The following is a 19,283-nucleotide window of genomic DNA, read 5'->3' as shown; positions in this document are numbered from 1 at the left end:
TCAACAGCTCGCTTCTATCAATGTTTCAACCTGCGCCAAGCGTTCATGAGTCCCGACATCTATCCAATGCCCATCCAGGCGTTCGCCGCTGACCTGTTCCAGGGCCATGGCCCGGCGCAGCAGCGGCGCAAGCTTGAACGCGCCGTCAACGCAACCGTCGAACAGCCGCGGGTGCAGGACTGCGATCCCGCTGTAGGTCAGTTTGTCGGCCGTCGGCGCGCCTTCATGAACCTTTCCGTCGGCCAGGGTGAAATCCCCGCCGGGGTGATGCTCGGGATTGTCCACCAACACCAGGTGAGCCACGCCGTCGAGCGGTCGATGCAAGGTGCTGAAATCGAAGTCGGTCCAGATGTCGCCATTGACCACCACGAACGCTTCGTCGCCCAACATCGGCAGCGCGCGGAAGATGCCGCCGCCGGTTTCCAATGGCTCGCCTTCCGCCGAATAGGCAATGCGCACGCCGAACCGCGAGCCGTCTCCCAGGTAGTCCTCTATCTGTTGGCCGAGCCAGGCGTGATTGATCACGACCTCGCTGAAACCGGCGGCAACCAGCGCGCGCAGGTGATATTCGATCAAGGGAACGCCGGCGACGCGGATCAAAGGCTTGGGCGTGGTCAGCGTCAGGGGCCGCATGCGTTCGCCCTTGCCTGCCGCCAGGATCATCGCCTTCATGCGGTCGCTCCGGCCGATTCGCGCAGGCTGCAAAGCAGCTCATCGAGCGGTGCCAATTCAGGACGACGGGCGATGACCGCCTCTATATAAGCGAAGAACCGCGGTACATCACCCAGGTATCTCGGCTTGCCGTCGCGATGGCAGATACGCGCGAAGATGCCGATCACCTTCAGATGGCGCTGGACACCCATCAAATCGCTGGCGCGCAGGAAATCTTCGAAGTCCGGCTGGACCGGGATGCCAAGGGCACCGGCTTCCTGCCAGTAATTTTCCAGCCAACCGCGCACACGCTCCTCGGGCCAACTGAGGAAGGCGTCCTTGAACAGACAGGTCACGTCGTAGGTGACCGGGCCATAGACGGCATCCTGGAAATCCAGCACGCCTGGATTGGGCTCGCTGAGCATCAGGTTGCGCGGCATGTAGTCGCGGTGCACCAATACTTTCGGTTGCGCCAGGGCGCTGTTGATCAACAGGTCGGACGCTTGCTGCCAGAGCTGTTGCTGAGTCGTATCGAACTCGATACCCAGCTCGCGCTTGACGTACCACTCCGGGAACAGCTCCAGTTCGCGACGCAGCAAAGCAACGTCATAGCTGGGCAGCGGCGCCACCATCGGCAGTTGCTGAAACGCCAACAAGGCTTGCAGGGCATCGCGGAACAAATCGTCGGCATTTTCGCCGTCGATCACGTCCAGATACGTCCGGTTGCCCAGATCGTTGAGCAAAAGAAAACCGCGCTCGAGGTCTTCGGCATAAATTTTTGGCACGTTGATGCCGGATTTCGCCAGCAAAAATGCAATATCGACGAAGGGTTTGCAGTTTTCCTGTGGCGGCGGCGCATCCATCACGATCAGGCTGCGGCCCGCGCCTTCCCAACGGAAATACCGCCGGAAACTCGCGTCGCTGCTGGCCGCGGTCAATGTGGCCGGGGGCACGGCGCCCCAACCTTGCCGGGTGAAAAGGATCGGTAGTTGCTCATCGAGCCAAACTTTCAGGTGTTGCAAGCGTACATCTTGGTCAGGCATTGCAAGGGTCTCCGACGGCGCTAGCCGTCAAGCGGGTCATGCTTTATTATCCAGCATCTTTTTCAGACCATCGAGAGGCGTGCGGCCCACACCGCGGGCAGATGGCACGCAGGAAGCCCGGACTAATAAGATGGCATTGAAATCCCCCGCGTTTCGTAAAAAATTTCCGTTGCTGGTCACCGGCAGTCTGCTGGCCCTGCAACCTTTGGCCTCTTCATTCGTCGTCGCGGCGCAGCAGTATGACTGCTCCGTCTCCGCTTCGGGTGCCTGGGACTGTTCACCCAAGACGCCGGCCGCTGCATTGCCGCCGCGCCCCGTGCATGAAGGCAGTGCGGTTGCCGACAGTGGCAGCGCCCCGGCCGAAAGCGGTTCTGGCGAAGAAGCCGGCGAAAAGCCGATGCTGGTCACCGAAGCCAAGGGCCGTGGCCTGAAGTCGCGCAGTGCAGACTACAGTCACCTGGACTGGGTTCCCCGCGAGAACCTCACGCCCGCTCAACTGGCTGAAACCGGTCCCTACTGCGCTGGCGCGTATATCGAACCGACGCGTCCTGGCATGAACGACAAGACGGCCAAAAGCGACGCCCCGACCTTCCTGGGCGCCAAGGCCTCGCGTTACGAGCAGGAGCAGCAGGTAGCGACCCTGGCCGGTGACGTGGTCATGCGCCAGGGCAGCATGCAGGTAGAAGCCGACGAGGCCAGCCTGTACCAGGCCGAGAACCGTGGCGAGTTGAATGGCAACGTACGGGTTCGCGACAACGGTGCGCTGATCGTCGGCGACCACGCCGATGTTCAGCTGGACACCGGCGAAGCCAAGGTCGACAACGCCGAATACGTGATGCACAAGTCGCGCATCCGCGGTAATGCGCTTTATGCCAAGCGCGCCGAGAACGCGATCATCCGTCTCAAGGACGGTACGTACACCACGTGCGAACCGAACAGCAACGCCTGGACACTCAAGGGCAACAACATCACCTTGAACCCGGCCACCGGTTTCGGGACTGCAACCAACGTGACACTGCGGGTCAAGGACATTCCGGTCCTGTACACCCCGTATATCTACTTCCCGATCGACGACCGTCGCCAGTCCGGCTTCCTGCCGCCGACCATTGGCAGCGGCAGCGATACCGGCCTGCTGCTGGTCACCCCGTACTATTTCAACCTGGCGCCAAACTACGACGCCACGTTGTACCCACGCTACATGGGCAAACGCGGCCTGTTGATGGAGGGTGAGTTCCGTTACCTGACCAAGTCCAGCGAAGGCCAGTTCGGCGCGTCGTACCTCAACGATGAGGACGATGAGCGCAGTGGGCAGACTGACTACGACAAGACCCGCTACATGTACAACTGGCAGCACAAGGGCGGCCTCGATTCGCGCGTGCTGACGGAAGTCGACTACACCAAGATCAGCGATCCGTACTACTTCCAGGACCTCCAGACCGACCAGATCGGCGTGGAGTCGCGGGACTATGTGAACCAGCAAGGTGCCGTCAGCTATCGCGGTGACAACTACACCGCGCGGTTGAATGCCCAGGCTTACCAGATGGCGACGATTTCGAAGGTCACGCCTTATAACCGCCTGCCTCAGATCACTTTCAACGGCTCTCTGCCCGAACATCCGTATGGTCTGGATTTCGCGTACAAGACCGAGCTGGTGCGGTTTGATCGCGATTTGCGGACCGGTAACTACACCGACGAAGACGGAAATACTGAGCCGTTCCTCGACAACAACATCCGCGGCTTGGCCAGGGCTAACGGCGATCGCCTGAACCTGGCCCCTGTGATGAGCCTGCCGATGACCGCGAGCTACGGCTATATCAAGCCGTCGCTCAAATACCAGTACACCCAATATGATCTGGACCTGGACAGCAGGGGCAAATCGCAGGTCGCGGCGCAGAACGCCGAAGCCGATCGCCTGCGCGGCACCTACAGCAGTAGCCAGAGCCGTGGCGTTCCGATCGCCAGCATCGATAGCGGCCTGTATTTCGACCGCGATACCCAATGGTTCGGCACCAACTACCGCCAGACCCTGGAGCCCCGCCTGTTCTATCTCTATGTACCAGAGAAGGACCAGAGCGATATCCCGGTGTTCGATACCAGCGAATCGACCTTCAGCTATTCCTCGCTGTTCCGGGATAACCGCTTCACCGGCTCCGACCGTGTCGGCGACGAGAACAAGCTGTCCCTGGGCGTGACCAGCCGCTGGATCGAAGAAAACGGTTTCGAGCGTCAACGCGTCAGCGTTGGCCAGGCCTTGTACTTCAAGGATCGCGAAGTCCAACTGCCAGGCATCGACTTCAAGACTCGCGAAGACGCCAAGTCCGACGTTTCCCCGTACGCCTTGGAATACGAATATCGCTGGAACCGCGATTGGCGCACCACGGCGACCTACAACTGGGACCCGGACACCCACAGCCCTCGCTCGGGCAGCGCGATGTTCCATTACCAGCCGGAAGACAACCCGAACAAGGTCATCAACGCCGGTTACCGTTATCGCAACGACCAGGTCCGCTACGACGAGGCCACTGGCCAATGGCAAGTGGGCGGCGGCGACTACGGCACCCCGGGCCAGCCCGGCTACGTGAAGGACTACTACAAGATCAAGCAGCACGACTTCTCGGTCATCTGGCCGATCGTGCCGCAGTGGAACGCCATCAGCCGCTGGCAGTATGACTACAACCGCAACCGTACCCTGGAAGCCTTTGGTGGTTTCGAATACGACAACTGCTGCTGGAAACTGCGCCTGATCAACCGTTACTGGGTCGACTATGAAGAGTTCAGTCAAGCCGCCCCGGAAAACGAAAAAGGCGACCACGGCGTCTTCCTCCAAATTGTTCTGAAGGGACTCGGCGGCCTCACCGGCGCCAAGGTAGAGAGTTTCCTCGACAAAGGCATTCAAGGTTATCGTGAACGTGAAGACCAAGCTTTCTGATTGTCTGCGCCCGCTGATGCTGGGCGCGCTGTTCCTGGGTACCGCGGCCAACGCCGCGGTGCAATCCATCGACAAGGTCGTGGCCATCGTCGACAACGACGTGGTCATGCAAAGCCAACTGGACCAGCGTGTCCATGAAGTGCAGCAAACCATTGCCAAGCGTGGCGGTGGCTTGCCGCCACCGGGCGTGCTGGACCAGCAGGTGCTTGAGCGCCTGATCGTTGAAAACCTGCAGTTGCAGATTGGCGAACGTTCCGGCATTCGCATCACCGATGAAGAGCTGAACCAGGCTGTCGGCACCATTGCCCAGCGCAACAACATGACCATCGACCAGTTCCGCGCCGCCCTGGCTCGCGACGGCCTGTCTTTTGACGACGCTCGCGACCAGATCCGTCGCGAGATGGTCATCAGCCGTGTAAGGCAGCGTCGTGTGGCCGAACGCATCCAGGTGTCCGAGCAAGAAGTGAAGAACTTCCTCGCTTCCGACCTGGGCAAAATGCAGTTGTCCGAAGAGCTGCACCTGGCCAACATCCTGATCCCCACGCCTGAAAGCGCCAACTCCGAAGCGATCCAGAGTGCATATCGCCAGGCGATGGACGTTTACCAGCAACTCAAGCAAGGCGCTGACTTTGGCCAGATGGCCGTGGCGCGTTCCGCCAGTGAGAACGCCCTGGAAGGCGGCGACATGGGCTGGCGCAAAGCCGCTCAGTTGCCCCCTCCGTTCGATCGCGAGCTCAGTTCCATGGCCGTGGGTGACATCACCCAGCCAGCCCGTACACCCGGCGGTTTCATCATCCTGAAGCTGTTGGAAAAACGCGGTGGCGGCACCCAGGTGCGCGACGAAGTACATGTTCGCCACATCCTGATCAAGCCGAGTGAAATCCGCAGCGAAGCCGAAACCAAGCGTTTGGCCGAGAAGCTTTACGAACGGATCACTTCTGGCGAGGACTTCGCCGAGCTGGCGAAGAGCTTCTCGGAAGACCCGGGTTCAGCCCTGAACGGTGGCGACCTGAATTGGGTCGATCCGAATGCGTTGGTTCCCGAGTTCCGCCAGGTCATGGCCGAAACACCGCAGGGCCAACTGTCCAAGCCGTTCAAGAGTCCTTATGGCTGGCACGTACTGGAAGTCCTTGGCCGCCGCGCCACCGACAGCACGACCCAGGCGCGCGAGCAGCAAGCCATGACGGTATTGCGTAACCGCAAATACGACGAAGAGTTGCAAACCTGGCTGCGTCAGATTCGCGACGAAGCCTACGTCGAGATCAAACTCCCTGGCGCAGACCAGGCAGCGCAGTGAAACCCAAGCGTTTCGCGCTGACCCCCGGCGAACCAGCCGGCATTGGTCCCGACCTTTGCCTGCTGCTCGCCTCGCAAGCCCAGCCGCATCCCCTGATTGCCATCACCAGCCGCGACCTGCTCATTGAGCGGGCCGCGCAGTTGGGGGTGGCGGTTGACCTGCTATCGGTCACGCCGGATGCCTGGCCGGATGCTCCGGCGCCTGCCGGCTGCCTGTATGTTTGGGATACCCCTTTGGGCGCCCCGGTCGTGACGGGACAGTTGGACACCGCCAACGCGGCGTTCGTCCTGGAAACCCTGACCCGCGCAGGCCAGGGCTGCCTGGACGGAGCCTTCGCAGGCATGATCACCGCCCCGGTGCACAAGGGCGTGATCAACGAATCCGGCATACCGTTTTCCGGCCACACGGAGTTCCTGGCCGACCTGACCCAGACCGCGCAAGTCGTGATGATGCTCGCCACCCGAGGCCTTCGCGTGGCGCTGGTCACCACTCACCTGCCCCTGAGGGATGTCGCCGACGCCGTAACACCGCAACGCCTCGAACGGGTCACGCGGATACTGCACACCGACCTCCAGGAAAAATTCGGCATCGCCCAGCCTCGCATCCTGGTGTGCGGGCTGAACCCCCATGCCGGCGAAGGCGGACACCTGGGCCGCGAAGAAATCGACATCATCGAACCCACATTGGAACGCTTGCGCAGCGAGGGCATGGATTTGCGTGGCCCGCTGCCGGCCGACACTCTGTTTACCCCCAAATATCTGGAGCACTGCGACGCGGTGCTGGCGATGTACCACGACCAGGGCCTGCCCGTGCTGAAGTACAAAGGCTTCGGCGCGGCGGTCAACGTGACCCTGGGCCTGCCCATCATCCGCACCTCGGTGGACCACGGCACTGCCCTGGACCTGGCCGGCAGCGGCAAGATCGACACCGGCAGCCTGCAAGTCGCGCTGGAAACCGCCTACCAGATGGCCGAGACCCATTTATGACCGAGCAATACCAACACCGCGCGCGCAAGCGCTTCGGCCAGAACTTCCTGCATGACGCTGGCGTGATCGATCGCATCCTGCGCTCCATCAATGCCAAGGTGGATGACCGCCTGCTCGAGATCGGGCCGGGCCAAGGTGCCCTGACCGAAGGTTTGCTCGGCAGCGGCGCACAGCTGGACGTGGTGGAACTGGACAAGGACCTCGTCCCGATCCTTAACCAGCAATTCGCCGGCAAGAGCAACTTCAACCTGCACCAAGGCGACGCCCTGAAATTCGACTTCAACAGCCTGAACGCCGCGCCGGGCAGCCTTCGAGTTGTGGGCAACCTGCCATACAACATCTCCACGCCGCTGATTTTTCACCTGCTGAACAATGCCAGCCTGATCCGCGACATGCACTTCATGCTGCAGAAGGAAGTGGTCGAGCGCCTCGCCGCCGGCCCTGGCGGCGGCGATTGGGGGCGTTTGTCGATCATGGTCCAGTACCATTGCCGCGTGGATCACCTGTTCAACGTGGGCCCGGGCGCGTTCAACCCACCGCCGAAAGTCGACTCTGCAATCGTCCGGCTTGTCCCCCACGCGGTCCTGCCGCATCCGGCAAAGGATCATCGCTTGCTGGAACGCGTGGTGCGCGAAGCTTTCAACCAGCGTCGCAAAACCCTGCGCAACACCTTGAAGCTGTTGCTCAGCAGCGCCGAAATCGAAGCCGCCGGCGTCGATGGCAGCCTGCGTCCCGAGCAACTGGACCTGGCGGCTTTCGTGCGCCTGGCCGACAAGCTCAGCGAACAAGTCGCGCCCACGACGGCTGCCAACTAACAGGCCATGACCGCTATCGGGCAGTACGCCGGTCTGGTTTACTACCCGATACGTGGCCTAGACTAATCTATTGAGTCATGTCCGCGTCCCGCTTAAGGCCTTTTTGCATGTCCGATCCTCGTTATCAGGTCGACGTCAGCGTCGCCACCCGCTTTCTGGCAGAACAGTCGCAACCCGAACACAACCGTTTCGCTTTCGCCTATACCATCACGGTGCGCAACAACGGCTCTTTGCCGGCCAGGCTATTGTCGCGGCACTGGGTCATCACCGACGGCGACGGACACGTCGAGGAAGTCCGCGGCGAGGGCGTGGTCGGCCAGCAACCGTTGATCGACGCGGGCAAAAGCCACAGCTATAGCAGCGGCACGGTGATGACTACCCAGGTCGGCACCATGCAGGGTACCTACCAAATGCTGGCCGAGGACGGCAAACGCTTCGACGCCATCATCAAACCCTTTCGCCTGGCGGTGCCCGGAGCATTGCACTGATGGCCACGTACGCGGTCGGCGACCTGCAAGGTTGCCTCGACCCACTCAAGTGCCTGCTGGAACGGGTAGCGTTTGATCCGCACAAAGACACGCTTTGGCTGGTGGGCGACCTGGTCAACCGTGGCCCGCAATCGCTCGAAACCCTTCGCTTCCTCCATGGCATCCGCGATTCGCTGGTCTGCGTGCTCGGCAACCACGACCTGCACCTGCTGGCCGCTTGGCGGAACATCGAGCGCCTGAAAAAATCCGATACCTTGAAAGAAATCCTGGACGCGCCTGATTGCGTCGAGCTGCTCGAATGGCTGCGCCAGCAAAAGCTCATGCATTACGACGAGACGCGCAACCTTGCACTGGTCCATGCCGGCATTCCGCCCCAATGGTCCCTGCGCAAGGCATTAAAGTGCGCGAGCGAAGTGGAGCAGGCGCTACGGGACGACAACCTGTTCGGCCCCTACCTGGACGGCATGTACGGAAACGAACCGGTCAAATGGGACAATGACCTCACCGGCGCGGCCCGGCTTCGGGTCATTACCAACTATTTCACCCGCATGCGTTTCTGCACCCGCGACGGCAAGCTCGATCTCAAGGGCAAGGAAGGTATCGAGACCGCCCCACCCGGTTATGCGCCATGGTTCAAGCACAAAGAGCGCAAGACCCGTAACCTGAAGATCATTTTTGGCCACTGGGCGGCCCTTGAAGGTCAAAGCGACGAGCCCGGGGTCTTTGCCCTTGATACCGGCTGCGTATGGGGCAGCGCACTGACGCTGATGAACGTCGACACCGGCGAGCTGCTGCGCTGCGATTGCGACGAGAAGGGCCACGCCAAACCACATCCATCGACCACTGCATCATTGCGGGCCGGCACTGCCCTTTGATCGGCTTTGTGCATCAGGCCACAGGAGTCCTAAATGTCCGAATTCAAACGCATCCCCCCCGAACAGGCCCAGGCCCTTCGTGAACAAGGCGCCGTCGTCGTCGATGTGCGCGACCCAGGTACTTTCGCCGCTTTGCATATCAGTGGCTCCAAGCATCTGGATAACCATTCCATTGCCGACTTCATCCGTGCCGCCGACCTCGATGCGCCTACCATCGTGGTCTGCTACCACGGCAATTCCAGCCAGAGTGCCGCAGCCTACCTGGTCAGCCAGGGCTTCAGTGACGTCTATAGCCTGGACGGTGGTTTTGAGCTATGGCGTACAACTTACCCAGCAGAAACAGGGCAAGGTACCCAGGAATAATTTTTTATGCCGCCCAAGCCCACGCGAACCGCGGGCTTGGGCGATGGCAGACGAACGGTCTGCCATAACTAATTACGTATTCAACCTTTACCTCTCCGATTCCGAACTATCCTTAGCCTCAGGCCATCCAAAACAGGGGAGAGCCGGTACACCGGCGCGCGGGTCATCGGGAGTCAGCTTTCAGGAGCCAACGTTCCTGAAAGCATTCTGGGGGGTAAAACGGCAACTGGGTTCCCAGCGGCTGTCCAGCATCGACTGATTGATCCGACACCGGCTCCACGTATCGAGCGAGGTGACGTCATGAGTATTTTTAGCCACTTCCAGCAACGTTTCGAGTCCACGCGGCAGGAGGAGTACTCGCTGCAGGAATACCTCGAACTCTGCAAGCAGGACCGCAGTGCCTACGCATCGGCCGCGGAGCGTCTGTTGCTGGCCATCGGAGAACCGGAACTGCTGGATACCTCGACCAACTCGAGGCTCTCGCGGATATTTTCCAACAAGGTGATCCGCCGCTACCCGGCCTTTGCCGACTTCCACGGGATGGAAGAATGCATCGAGCAGATCGTGTCCTACTTCCGCCATGCCGCCCAGGGCCTGGAGGAGAAGAAACAAATCCTCTACCTGCTCGGCCCCGTCGGCGGCGGTAAATCGTCACTGGCCGAGAAGCTCAAGCAACTGATTGAGAAAGTGCCCTTTTATGCCATCAAGGGGTCGCCGGTGTTCGAGTCCCCGCTGGGGCTGTTCAACGCCACCGAGGATGGCGCCATTCTCGAGGAAGATTTCGGCATCCCGCGCCGCTACCTCAACACCATCATGTCGCCATGGGCTACCAAGCGCCTGGCCGAGTTCGGCGGTGACATCAGCCAGTTCCGTGTGGTCAAGCTCTACCCATCGATCCTCAACCAGATTGCGGTCGCCAAGACCGAGCCTGGGGATGAAAACAACCAGGACATTTCCGCCCTGGTGGGCAAGGTCGATATCCGCAAGCTGGAGGAATTCCCACAGAACGACGCCGACGCCTACAGCTATTCTGGCGCGCTGTGCCGGGCCAACCAGGGCCTGATGGAATTCGTCGAAATGTTCAAGGCGCCCATCAAGGTGCTTCACCCGTTGCTGACCGCCACCCAGGAAGGTAACTACAACAGCACCGAAGGGTTGGGGGCGATTCCGTTCAGCGGCATCCTGCTGGCGCACTCCAACGAATCGGAATGGCACACCTTCCGCAACAACAAGAACAACGAAGCCTTCATCGACCGAATCTACATCGTCAAGGTGCCTTACTGCCTGCGGGTTACCGACGAGGTGAAGATCTACGACAAGCTGCTGTTCAACAGCTCGCTGTCCAAGGCCCATTGCGCGCCCGACACACTGAAGATGCTGGCTCAGTTCACTGTGCTGTCGCGCCTCAAGGAGCCGGAGAACTCCAACATCTACTCGAAGATGCGGGTCTACGACGGCGAAAACCTCAAGGACACCGATCCAAAGGCCAAGTCGATCCAGGAATACCGCGACAACGCGGGCGTGGACGAAGGGATGAACGGCCTCTCCACCCGTTTCGCGTTCAAGATCCTGTCCAAGGTCTTCAACTTCGATCCGCATGAAATCGCCGCCAACCCGGTCCACCTGCTGTACGTGCTTGAGCAACAGATCGAGCAGGAACAATTCCAGGCGGAAACCCGCGAGCGGTACCTGCGCTTCCTCAAGGAATACCTGGCGCCCCGCTACATCGAGTTCATCGGCAAGGAAATCCAGACCGCCTATCTGGAGTCCTACAGCGAATACGGCCAGAACATCTTCGATCGCTACGTGCTGTACGCAGACTTCTGGATCCAGGACCAGGAATACCGCGATCCGGAAACCGGCGAGATCCTCAATCGCGTGGCGCTTAACGAGGAACTGGAAAAGATCGAGAAACCGGCGGGCATCAGCAATCCGAAGGATTTCCGCAACGAGATCGTCAACTTCGTCCTGCGCGCCCGGGCCAACAACAACGGCAAGAACCCTACGTGGCTCAGCTACGAGAAGCTGCGGGTGGTCATCGAGAAGAAAATGTTCTCCAACACCGAAGACCTGCTGCCCGTCATCAGCTTCAACGCCAAGGCCAGCAAGGAGGACCAGCAAAAACACAACGATTTCGTTACACGCATGGTCGAACGTGGCTACACCGACAAACAGGTACGACTGTTGTCCGAGTGGTACCTGCGGGTCCGGAAATCGCAGTAGTACAGCGACAAGCTACAAGCTATGAGCTGCAAGAGAAAAGCGCGTGAGCCCTGAGTCCGCGCCTGCTTTTACTTGCAGCTTGTAGCTCACGACTTGAAGCTCCCCCGGAGGGGCCTATGAGCTATGTGATCGACCGACGCCTTAATGGCAAGAACAAGAGCACGGTGAACCGCCAGCGTTTTTTGCGGCGCTACCGTGATCACATCAAGAAAGCCGTCGAAGAGGCGGTCAGCCGTCGCTCCATTACTGACATGGAACACGGCGAACAGATCAGCATTCCCGGCCGCGACATCGACGAGCCGGTGCTTCACCATGGCCGCGGCGGCAAACAGACCGTCGTGCACCCTGGGAACAAGGAATTCACCAGCGGCGAGCACATCCCTCGTCCACCGGGCGGGGGCGGTGGCAAAGGCCCTGGCAAGGCGGGCAATTCCGGCGAAGGCATGGACGAATTCGTTTTCCAGATCACCCAGGAGGAGTTCCTTGAGTTCATGTTCGAGGACTTGGAATTGCCGAACCTGGTCAAGCGCAACCTGACCGGCACTGACACCTTCAAGACCGTACGCGCCGGTATCAGCAACGAAGGCAACCCCTCGCGCATCAATATCATCCGCACCCTGCGCTCAGCCCATGCCCGACGCATTGCCCTGTCAGGCAGCAGCCGGGCGAAACTGCGCGAAGCCAAGGAAGAACTGGCCCGGCTCAAGCGCGAGGAGCCGGATAATTTCGGCGACATCCAGGACCTGGAAGCGGAGATCGAGAAACTCAGCGCGCGCATCCATCGCGTACCGTTCCTCGATACCTTCGACCTCAAGTACAACCTGCTGGTGAAGCAACCAAACCCCAGCTCCAAGGCCGTGATGTTCTGCCTCATGGACGTATCCGGCTCCATGACCCAGGCAACCAAGGACATCGCCAAGCGCTTTTTCATCCTGTTGTACCTATTCCTGAAGCGGAACTACGACAAGATCGACGTGGTGTTCATCCGTCACCACACAAGTGCCCGAGAGGTCGACGAAGAAGAGTTTTTCTATTCCCGGGAAACCGGTGGCACCATTGTTTCCAGCGCCTTGAAGTTGATGCAGGAAATCATGGCCGCACGTTATCCAGCCAATGAATGGAATATCTATGCGGCGCAGGCGTCCGACGGGGATAACTGGAACGACGATTCGCCCATTTGCCGCGACATCCTGATCAACCAGATCATGCCGTTCGTCCAGTACTACACCTATGTGGAAATAACTCCACGCGAACACCAGGCCCTGTGGTACGAATACGAACGCATCGCCGAAGCCTTTTCCGACACGTTTGCCCAACAGCAACTGGTCTCGGCCGGGGATATCTACCCGGTCTTCCGTGAACTCTTCCAGCGCAGGTTAGTGACATGACCGCCAAAAAAGAGCAGAAGCGCCAGCCCATTTCCACCGGTTCCGAATGGACATTCGAACTGATACAGGCCTACGACCGCGAAATCAGCCGTATCGCGGACCGTTATGCCTTGGACACCTACCCGAACCAGATCGAAGTGATCACCGCCGAGCAGATGATGGACGCCTATGCGTCGGTCGGCATGCCGCTGGGCTATCACCACTGGTCCTATGGCAAGCACTTTCTCAGTACGGAAAAATCCTATAGCCGGGGCCAGATGGGGTTGGCCTACGAAATCGTGATCAATTCCGACCCGTGCATTGCCTACCTGATGGAAGAAAACACCATCTGCATGCAGGCCTTGGTAGTGGCGCATGCTTGCTATGGCCACAACAGCTTCTTCAAGGGCAACTATCTGTTCCGTACGTGGACCGATGCCAGTTCGATCATCGATTACCTTGTATTTGCCAAGCAGTACATCATGCAGTGCGAAGAACGCCACGGCATCGACGCCGTGGAAGACCTGCTGGATTCCTGCCATGCCTTGATGAACTACGGCGTGGACCGCTACAAGCGCCCCTATCCGATTTCCGCTGAAGAAGAGCGGCGCAGACAGAAGGACAGGGAAGAACATCTGCAGAAACAGATCAACGACCTATGGCGGACCATCCCCAAGGGCGCGGACAAATACAGCGAGAAGGACAATGCGCGTTTCCCTGCCGAGCCCCAGGAAAACATTCTCTACTTCATCGAGAAACATGCGCCGCTGCTGGAGCCTTGGCAGCGGGAAATCGTGCGGATCGTGCGCAAGATTGCCCAGTATTTCTATCCACAGCGCCAGACCCAGGTCATGAATGAGGGTTGGGCGACGTTCTGGCACTACACACTGATGAACGACCTGTACGACGAGGGCCTGGTCACTGACGGTTTCATGATGGAGTTCCTCACATCCCATACCAGCGTGGTGTTCCAGCCCGGCTTCGACAGCCCTTACTACAGCGGCATCAACCCTTATGCGCTGGGCTTCGCGATGTACCGCGACATTCGGCGCATGTGCGAAAACCCGACCGAAGAGGATCGTCGCTGGTTTCCTGAGCTGGCCGGGTCGGATTGGTTGTCCACGATCAAATTCGCGATGAGCAGCTTCAAGGATGAGAGCTTCATCCTGCAGTACCTTTCGCCCAAGGTGATTCGCGACCTGAAGCTATTCAGCATCCTTGACGATGATCAGAAGGACGACCTGCTGGTACCCGCAATCCATGATGAAAGCGGTTATCGCATCATCCGTGAAACCCTGGCGGCGCAGTACAACCTGGGCAATCGCGAACCCAACGTACAGATCTACAGCATCGACCGCCGCGGCGATCGCTCGCTGACGCTCCGTCATCAACAGCACAATCGCAAGCCACTGGGCGATTCAACCGATGAAGTCCTCAAGCACCTGCATCGCCTCTGGGGATTCGATATTCACCTCGAAACCCTGCAAGGCGATCAAGTGATGAAAACCCATCATGTCCCCCCGCGAAATGAACAAGCCGAAGGAGACTATGGCCGCCTGGACTTGGCCGTCATACATCTTTGATAGCGTTTTCGCCTCCGGCGGTCCGGCGTAAAGGTTTATCCTGTCGGCCCAACGGAGGTTTTTTATGCAGATCTACAAAGTTGGCGGCGCCGTTCGCGACCGCCTGCTGGGGATTCCCGTCACCGACATCGATCGGGTCGTGGTGGGCGCCACCGCCGAGGAAATGCTCGCCAAGGGCTTCCGCCCCGTAGGGGCTGATTTCCCGGTATTTCTTGACCCCAAGACAGGCGAGGAATATGCCCTCGCCCGCACGGAACGCAAGAGCGGCAGGGGTTATGGCGGCTTCGTGTTCCATGCCAGCCCCGAGGTGACGCTCGAAGAAGACCTGATCCGCCGGGACCTGACAATCAACGCGATTGCCGAAGATGATCATGGCAATCTCATCGATCCCTATCATGGCCAGCGTGATATCGAAGCACGCATGCTGCGTCACGTTTCCATGGCTTTCGCCGAAGATCCCCTCAGGGTCCTGCGTGTTGCTCGTTTTGCCGCGCGCTATGCCCCGCTGGGCTTCAAGGTTGCAGACGAGACGCTTGAGCTGATGCGCCAACTCAGCGGTTCAGGCGAGCTGGAAGCATTGACGGCCGAACGCAGTTGGAAAGAAATCTCCCGCGCACTGATGGAAAACCAGCCGCAGGTATTTATTCAAGTGCTTCGTGACTGCGATGCGCTCAAGATCCTGATGCCCGAAGTCGATGCATTGTTCGGCGTACCACAACCCGAAGCCCATCATCCCGAAATCGACACGGGCGCTCATACCTTGGGCGTGCTGGAACAGTCTGCACGGTTCAAGCAGCCGCTGTCGGTCCGCTGGGCTTGCCTGCTGCACGATTTGGGAAAAGGCCTGACGCCTGAGCATGAATGGCCACGGCACATCGCTCATGAACACACCGGGCTGAAACTGATCAAAGCGGTCAACGAGCGTTTCAAGGCGCCCCGCGACTGTCAGGAATTGGCGCTACTGGTGGGCCAATACCACACCCATGGCCATCGCGCGCTGGAACTCAAGGCATCCACTTTGCTTGAGCTGCTGCAGAGTTTCGATGTGTACCGGCGCCCCCAGCGCTTCGAGGAGTTCATCGCCGCATGCGAGATGGACGCGCGCGGGCGCAAGGGGCTTGAAGAGCGAAGTTATCCACAGGCCGATTATCTGCGAGGCGCTGCGTCAGCGGCCCGGGCAGTGGCGGTGCAACCGTTGCTGGAGAAAGGCTTCAAGGGACCGGAACTCGGAGAGGCGATCAAGCGTGAGCGCCTCAGGGCACTGAAGGCTTACAAGGAAGCGGCGAGCTGACGATGTCGGCCGCCGCTCTACAGCAGATCCGATGGCGTAAGCGGCTTCCCTCGCCACTCGAATGCCACCGGCGCCAGCACCTGGTCGATCTGCGCTTCTTCCCACAACACGGCAAAGCTTTTGCCCACGCCCGGATGAATCCGATCCGGCGCGATCAACGACAAAGGCCACAGCACAAAGGCATTCTTGAGGATTTCCGCGCGGGGAAGGATCAACCCATCGAAGTTGCCAACCTGTTCGCCGTACAACAACACGTCGATATCCAGCGGCAGCCCCTTGCGGTCCGGCGCGTAACGACCATTGTCGGCCTCGATGAATTTGAGCCGGCGATCCAGCTCCATCAGCGGCAGGTCAGTGAAGGCCGACACGACAAAATTGAAGAACGGACCGCTCTTGATGCCTACCGGCTGGCTCTCGAACACGGCCGAGCAACGCATATCGACCAAAAAACCGGCCAATGCCTCAAGCCCTGCGCACAAATGGGTTTCGCGCTCGATATTGCTGCCGAGCCCGAGGAAAACCTGTATCAGCGACATCCGCGCTCGATCTCCACGCCAACCCCACTGGCAGCCGGAACGGCGCCAGGCTTGGTTACTTTCAGGCGTAGCCAGGTAATCTCGAACTCGTCCATGAGTTCCTTGGCCAAACGCTCTGCAAAGGTCTCGACCAACTGGAACTGCGCCAGCTCAGCGAACGCCTGGATACGCGCCGAAACGCTGGCGTAATCGAGAGCCAGGGCAAGGTCGTCGCCCGCGGCAGCCGGACGGTTGTCCCAGGCGAAGCTCAGGTCAAGCCGCAGGCACTGTCGGATACCTCGCTCCCAGTCGTAGGCACCGATTACCGTGTCGACTTCCAGGCCCTCGATAAACACTCTGTCCAAGCACTTTTCTCCGCAGCACGACAAGGGCGCAATGCGCCGTTAGAATCAGGGCGTCCTCGCCCGGAATGGTTAGCATGTTTTGGTTACTGGCGATCCTCGCCTACCTGCTCGGCTCACTGTCCTTCGCCATTTTGCTCAGCCGCCTGACCGGTCGACCGGATCCGCGAATGAGTGGCTCGGGCAATGCCGGCGCCACCAACATGCTGCGCCTGGCCGGACGCAAACTCGCCATCCTGACCCTGCTCGGCGACCTCTGCAAAGGCCTTGTCCCGGTATTGATCGCCAGCCTTGCAGGGCTCTCGTTGCAACAACAGGCCTGGATCGGCGTCTGCGCCGTTATCGGCCACCTGTTCCCGCTGTACTTCCGCTTTCGTGGCGGCAAGGGTGTCGCCACCGCCGCCGGCATGCTGCTGGGTCTTTATCCCCCTGCCGCCCTGCTGGCTGCCTGCGCCTGGCTGCTGACCTTCTACCTGACTCGCACCAGTTCCCTGGCCGCGCTGATCGCCACGCCGTTGACCCTGCCGTTGCTAGCCTGGCAGGAACCGGCGGCCCTGCTGCCAATGACCGCGCTGGTTGCACTGATCGTCTGGCGCCACCGGGGCAATCTACGCGACCTGTTCGCCGGGCGCGAACGGCATTTTTAAATGCCGCTTCACAGCGGCGCCAACCGCTCCATGGGCCAACGCGCCTGCACGCTGATCGCCAGGCTTTCCTGCTGGCCGGCCTGCAACCGCTGGCAGCCGGCAAAAGCGATCATCGCGCCGTTATCTGTGCAGAACTCCGGTCGGGCGTAGTAAACGTCGCCCTTCATATCGCCAAGCATTTTCTCCAACGACAGTCGCAAGGCTTTATTGGCACTCACGCCGCCGGCGATGACCAGGCGCTTGAGCCCGGCCTGTTTCAAGGCACGCTTGCATTTGATGGTCAAAGTCTCCACCACGGCCTGCTGGAATGCCAGGGAGATGTCGCAACGGGCTTGCTCACTGTCGTCCCCGGCGCTGACGCACTGCTGCCAGGTATTCAACGCGAAGGTTTTCAGGCCGCTGAAGCTGAAATCCAGGCCAGGCCGATCGCACATCGGACGAGGGAAGACGAAACGTCCTTCGACCCCTTGGGTTGCCAGCCGCGCGATTTCCGGTCCGCCCGGATAGTTGAGGCCCATCATTTTCGCGGTTTTGTCGAAAGCTTCCCCGGCGGCATCGTCGAGCGACTCCCCCATGAGGGCGTACTGACCGATTCCGTCCACGCGGACAAGCTGCGTATGACCGCCCGACACCAACAAAGCGACGAACGGAAATTCCGGCGGTTGCGGCTCCAGCATCGGCGCCAGCAGATGGCCTTCCATGTGATGCACGCCCAGGGCCGGAATGCCCCAGGCAAAGGCCAGTGCCTGGGCACAGGAGGCACCGACCAGCAGCGCACCCACCAGGCCCGGCCCGGCGGTGTAGGCGATGGCATCGATCTCGGTCGGCACACAGCCGGCTTCGGCCAGGACCTGGCGGATCAAGGGCAGCATGCGCTTGACGTGATCGCGGGACGCAAGCTCGGGCACCACGCCGCCATAGGCGCGATGCAGGTCGATTTGACTGAACAAAGCGTCGGCCAGCAGGCCACGCTCGCTGTCGTAGAGTGCAACGCCGGTTTCGTCGCAGGACGTTTCTAATCCCAGTACTAGCATGGGTTTGCGCCTTGTAGAGGCTGAATTCGAAGGCGCGCATAATAGTCGCCGCGTTGTGCCCCGACCAGCTGTTTTCGATCAGAGGCTTTGCATTCCGAGCGATGAGGGGTTAACATCCGCAACCCTTAAAAACCGACGTCTTCAAGTGCTCTTTTGCCGCGAGGATGTTGACCCCGGTAATGAATGAAGGTAGCTCTGGATGCCAGCCGTCAAAGTAAAAGAGAACGAACCCTTCGACGTAGCTCTGCGTCGTTTCAAGCGCTCCTGCGAAAAAGCCGGTGTTCTGGCTGAAGTTCGTAGCCGCGAATTCTACGAGAAGCCGACTTCCGAGCGTAAGCGCAAAGCAGCAGCCGCTGTTAAGCGTCACGCCAAGAAAGTTCAGCGCGAACAGCGCCGCGCCGTACGTCTGTACTAATACACAGACGTCCGTCGCAAGCTTCTTGCCAAGCCCGGCCCTCAAGCCGGGCTTATGGCATTTGCGGAAAACGCTTGATGCTTCACTGTCAAAGCCGCAGACGCGACCTAGACAACCCGCTTCACTGCGTCAGACCTGGCTCTTTTGCCAGCGGTGCACGTCTCTTCTGACGAGCCTTCCAAGGCTACTGACGAGCACACCCTGATTCCTCTAACGACGATCAGCCCAAGGCACCCGCTTGCGTGCCCGCTTGATGAGCTATCCGTGGCCAGGCCGGCCGTTACCGGACTCAGCGCAACACATTCATATGGTCGAATACTGATAGTCATTAACGTCAGTGGATAATCGGCAGATACACTTCCCGACAGCAATGATGCAGACGACCCGGTCGAGCCACCT

At 59.9% G+C, this 19,283-nt stretch carries 18 protein-coding genes; 13 read left to right on the top strand and 5 right to left on the bottom strand.

The window, feature by feature from the left end; genetic code table 11:
- Together murU and M8Q45_RS27815 are read right to left on the bottom strand one after the other, a co-directional pair.
- On the bottom strand, positions 1 to 672 hold the full coding sequence (gene murU / locus M8Q45_RS27820) for an N-acetylmuramate alpha-1-phosphate uridylyltransferase MurU (protein ID WP_249877216.1): 672 nt from the start codon (positions 670 to 672) through the stop codon (positions 1 to 3).
- Positions 669 to 1,694 (bottom strand): aminoglycoside phosphotransferase family protein, encoded by a 1,026-nt coding sequence (locus M8Q45_RS27815; protein ID WP_249877215.1) that lies wholly within the window; start codon positions 1,692 to 1,694, stop codon positions 669 to 671. The genes murU and M8Q45_RS27815 overlap by 4 nt, the downstream gene beginning before the upstream one ends.
- A gap of 130 nt (positions 1,695 to 1,824) precedes the next feature.
- Here M8Q45_RS27815 and M8Q45_RS27810 point away from each other — a divergent pair, with 130 nt between their 5' ends.
- The 11 genes from M8Q45_RS27810 (at position 1,825) to M8Q45_RS27760 (ending at position 15,911) form a co-directional block, all read left to right on the top strand.
- On the top strand, positions 1,825 to 4,623 hold the full coding sequence (locus M8Q45_RS27810; RefSeq protein ID WP_249877214.1) for an LPS-assembly protein LptD: 2,799 nt from the start codon (positions 1,825 to 1,827) through the stop codon (positions 4,621 to 4,623).
- The gene (surA, locus tag M8Q45_RS27805) at positions 4,604 to 5,920 is read left to right on the top strand and encodes a peptidylprolyl isomerase SurA (RefSeq protein WP_249877213.1); all 1,317 of its coding nucleotides are present in this window, start codon (positions 4,604 to 4,606) and stop codon (positions 5,918 to 5,920) included. The genes M8Q45_RS27810 and surA overlap by 20 nt, the downstream gene beginning before the upstream one ends.
- On the top strand, positions 5,917 to 6,906 hold the full coding sequence (pdxA, locus tag M8Q45_RS27800; protein WP_249877212.1) for a 4-hydroxythreonine-4-phosphate dehydrogenase PdxA: 990 nt from the start codon (positions 5,917 to 5,919) through the stop codon (positions 6,904 to 6,906). The genes surA and pdxA overlap by 4 nt, the downstream gene beginning before the upstream one ends.
- On the top strand, positions 6,903 to 7,721 hold the full coding sequence (gene rsmA, locus M8Q45_RS27795; RefSeq protein WP_249877211.1) for a 16S rRNA (adenine(1518)-N(6)/adenine(1519)-N(6))-dimethyltransferase RsmA: 819 nt from the start codon (positions 6,903 to 6,905) through the stop codon (positions 7,719 to 7,721). The genes pdxA and rsmA overlap by 4 nt, the downstream gene beginning before the upstream one ends.
- Before the next feature lie 107 nt (positions 7,722 to 7,828).
- Positions 7,829 to 8,209 carry a Co2+/Mg2+ efflux facilitator ApaG/CorD gene (gene apaG / locus M8Q45_RS27790; RefSeq protein ID WP_030139227.1) on the top strand — a complete coding sequence of 127 codons (381 nt, stop codon included), beginning with the start codon at positions 7,829 to 7,831 and terminating at the stop codon, positions 8,207 to 8,209.
- Positions 8,209 to 9,084 carry a symmetrical bis(5'-nucleosyl)-tetraphosphatase gene (locus M8Q45_RS27785; RefSeq protein WP_249877210.1) on the top strand — a complete coding sequence of 292 codons (876 nt, stop codon included), beginning with the start codon at positions 8,209 to 8,211 and terminating at the stop codon, positions 9,082 to 9,084. The genes apaG and M8Q45_RS27785 overlap by 1 nt, the downstream gene beginning before the upstream one ends.
- A 33-nt stretch (positions 9,085 to 9,117) precedes the next feature.
- Positions 9,118 to 9,447 (top strand): thiosulfate sulfurtransferase GlpE, encoded by a 330-nt coding sequence (gene glpE / locus M8Q45_RS27780; protein ID WP_249877209.1) that lies wholly within the window; start codon positions 9,118 to 9,120, stop codon positions 9,445 to 9,447.
- Between the two features lie 300 nt (positions 9,448 to 9,747).
- A complete protein-coding gene (locus M8Q45_RS27775) occupies positions 9,748 to 11,670 on the top strand; it encodes a PrkA family serine protein kinase (protein WP_030139230.1) in 1,923 nt (640 codons plus the stop codon).
- 116 nt (positions 11,671 to 11,786) lie between these two features.
- The gene (locus tag M8Q45_RS27770; RefSeq protein WP_030139231.1) at positions 11,787 to 13,058 is read left to right on the top strand and encodes a YeaH/YhbH family protein; all 1,272 of its coding nucleotides are present in this window, start codon (positions 11,787 to 11,789) and stop codon (positions 13,056 to 13,058) included.
- Positions 13,055 to 14,620: a SpoVR family protein gene (locus M8Q45_RS27765; protein WP_181287217.1), complete on the top strand. Its 1,566-nt coding sequence runs from the start codon at positions 13,055 to 13,057 to the stop codon at positions 14,618 to 14,620. The genes M8Q45_RS27770 and M8Q45_RS27765 overlap by 4 nt, the downstream gene beginning before the upstream one ends.
- Before the next feature lie 64 nt (positions 14,621 to 14,684).
- A complete protein-coding gene (locus tag M8Q45_RS27760; RefSeq protein WP_249877208.1) occupies positions 14,685 to 15,911 on the top strand; it encodes a multifunctional CCA addition/repair protein in 1,227 nt (408 codons plus the stop codon).
- 17 nt (positions 15,912 to 15,928) lie between these two features.
- Here M8Q45_RS27760 and folK read toward each other — a convergent pair whose 3' ends face one another.
- Together folK and folB are read right to left on the bottom strand one after the other, a co-directional pair.
- Positions 15,929 to 16,447, bottom strand: coding sequence for a 2-amino-4-hydroxy-6-hydroxymethyldihydropteridine diphosphokinase (gene folK, locus M8Q45_RS27755; protein WP_249877207.1), 519 nt, complete (start codon positions 16,445 to 16,447; stop codon positions 15,929 to 15,931).
- Positions 16,438 to 16,791: a dihydroneopterin aldolase gene (gene folB, locus M8Q45_RS27750; protein WP_249877206.1), complete on the bottom strand. Its 354-nt coding sequence runs from the start codon at positions 16,789 to 16,791 to the stop codon at positions 16,438 to 16,440. Before folB ends, folK begins: the two co-directional genes overlap by 10 nt.
- Before the next feature lie 74 nt (positions 16,792 to 16,865).
- Between folB and plsY the strand changes: the two genes are divergently transcribed.
- On the top strand, positions 16,866 to 17,435 hold the full coding sequence (gene plsY, locus M8Q45_RS27745) for a glycerol-3-phosphate 1-O-acyltransferase PlsY (RefSeq protein ID WP_249877205.1): 570 nt from the start codon (positions 16,866 to 16,868) through the stop codon (positions 17,433 to 17,435).
- Between the two features lie 8 nt (positions 17,436 to 17,443).
- Here the strand turns inward: plsY and tsaD are convergent, their stop codons facing one another.
- The gene (gene tsaD, locus M8Q45_RS27740; protein WP_249877204.1) at positions 17,444 to 18,469 is read right to left on the bottom strand and encodes a tRNA (adenosine(37)-N6)-threonylcarbamoyltransferase complex transferase subunit TsaD; all 1,026 of its coding nucleotides are present in this window, start codon (positions 18,467 to 18,469) and stop codon (positions 17,444 to 17,446) included.
- 199 nt (positions 18,470 to 18,668) lie between these two features.
- Between tsaD and rpsU the strand changes: the two genes are divergently transcribed.
- Complete coding sequence (rpsU, locus tag M8Q45_RS27735) at positions 18,669 to 18,884, top strand: 30S ribosomal protein S21 (RefSeq protein ID WP_002551877.1); 216 nt, start codon at positions 18,669 to 18,671, stop codon at positions 18,882 to 18,884.
- Positions 18,885 to 19,283: the final 399 nt, after the last annotated feature.

It is taken from the genome of Pseudomonas sp. T1.Ur (assembly GCF_023516725.1).
In the GTDB taxonomy this organism is placed as follows: Bacteria; Pseudomonadota; Gammaproteobacteria; order Pseudomonadales; family Pseudomonadaceae; genus Aquipseudomonas; species Aquipseudomonas alvandae.
The sequence above is the reverse complement of the archived record's forward strand: the minus strand, read 5'-3'. Positions and strand labels throughout refer to the sequence as shown.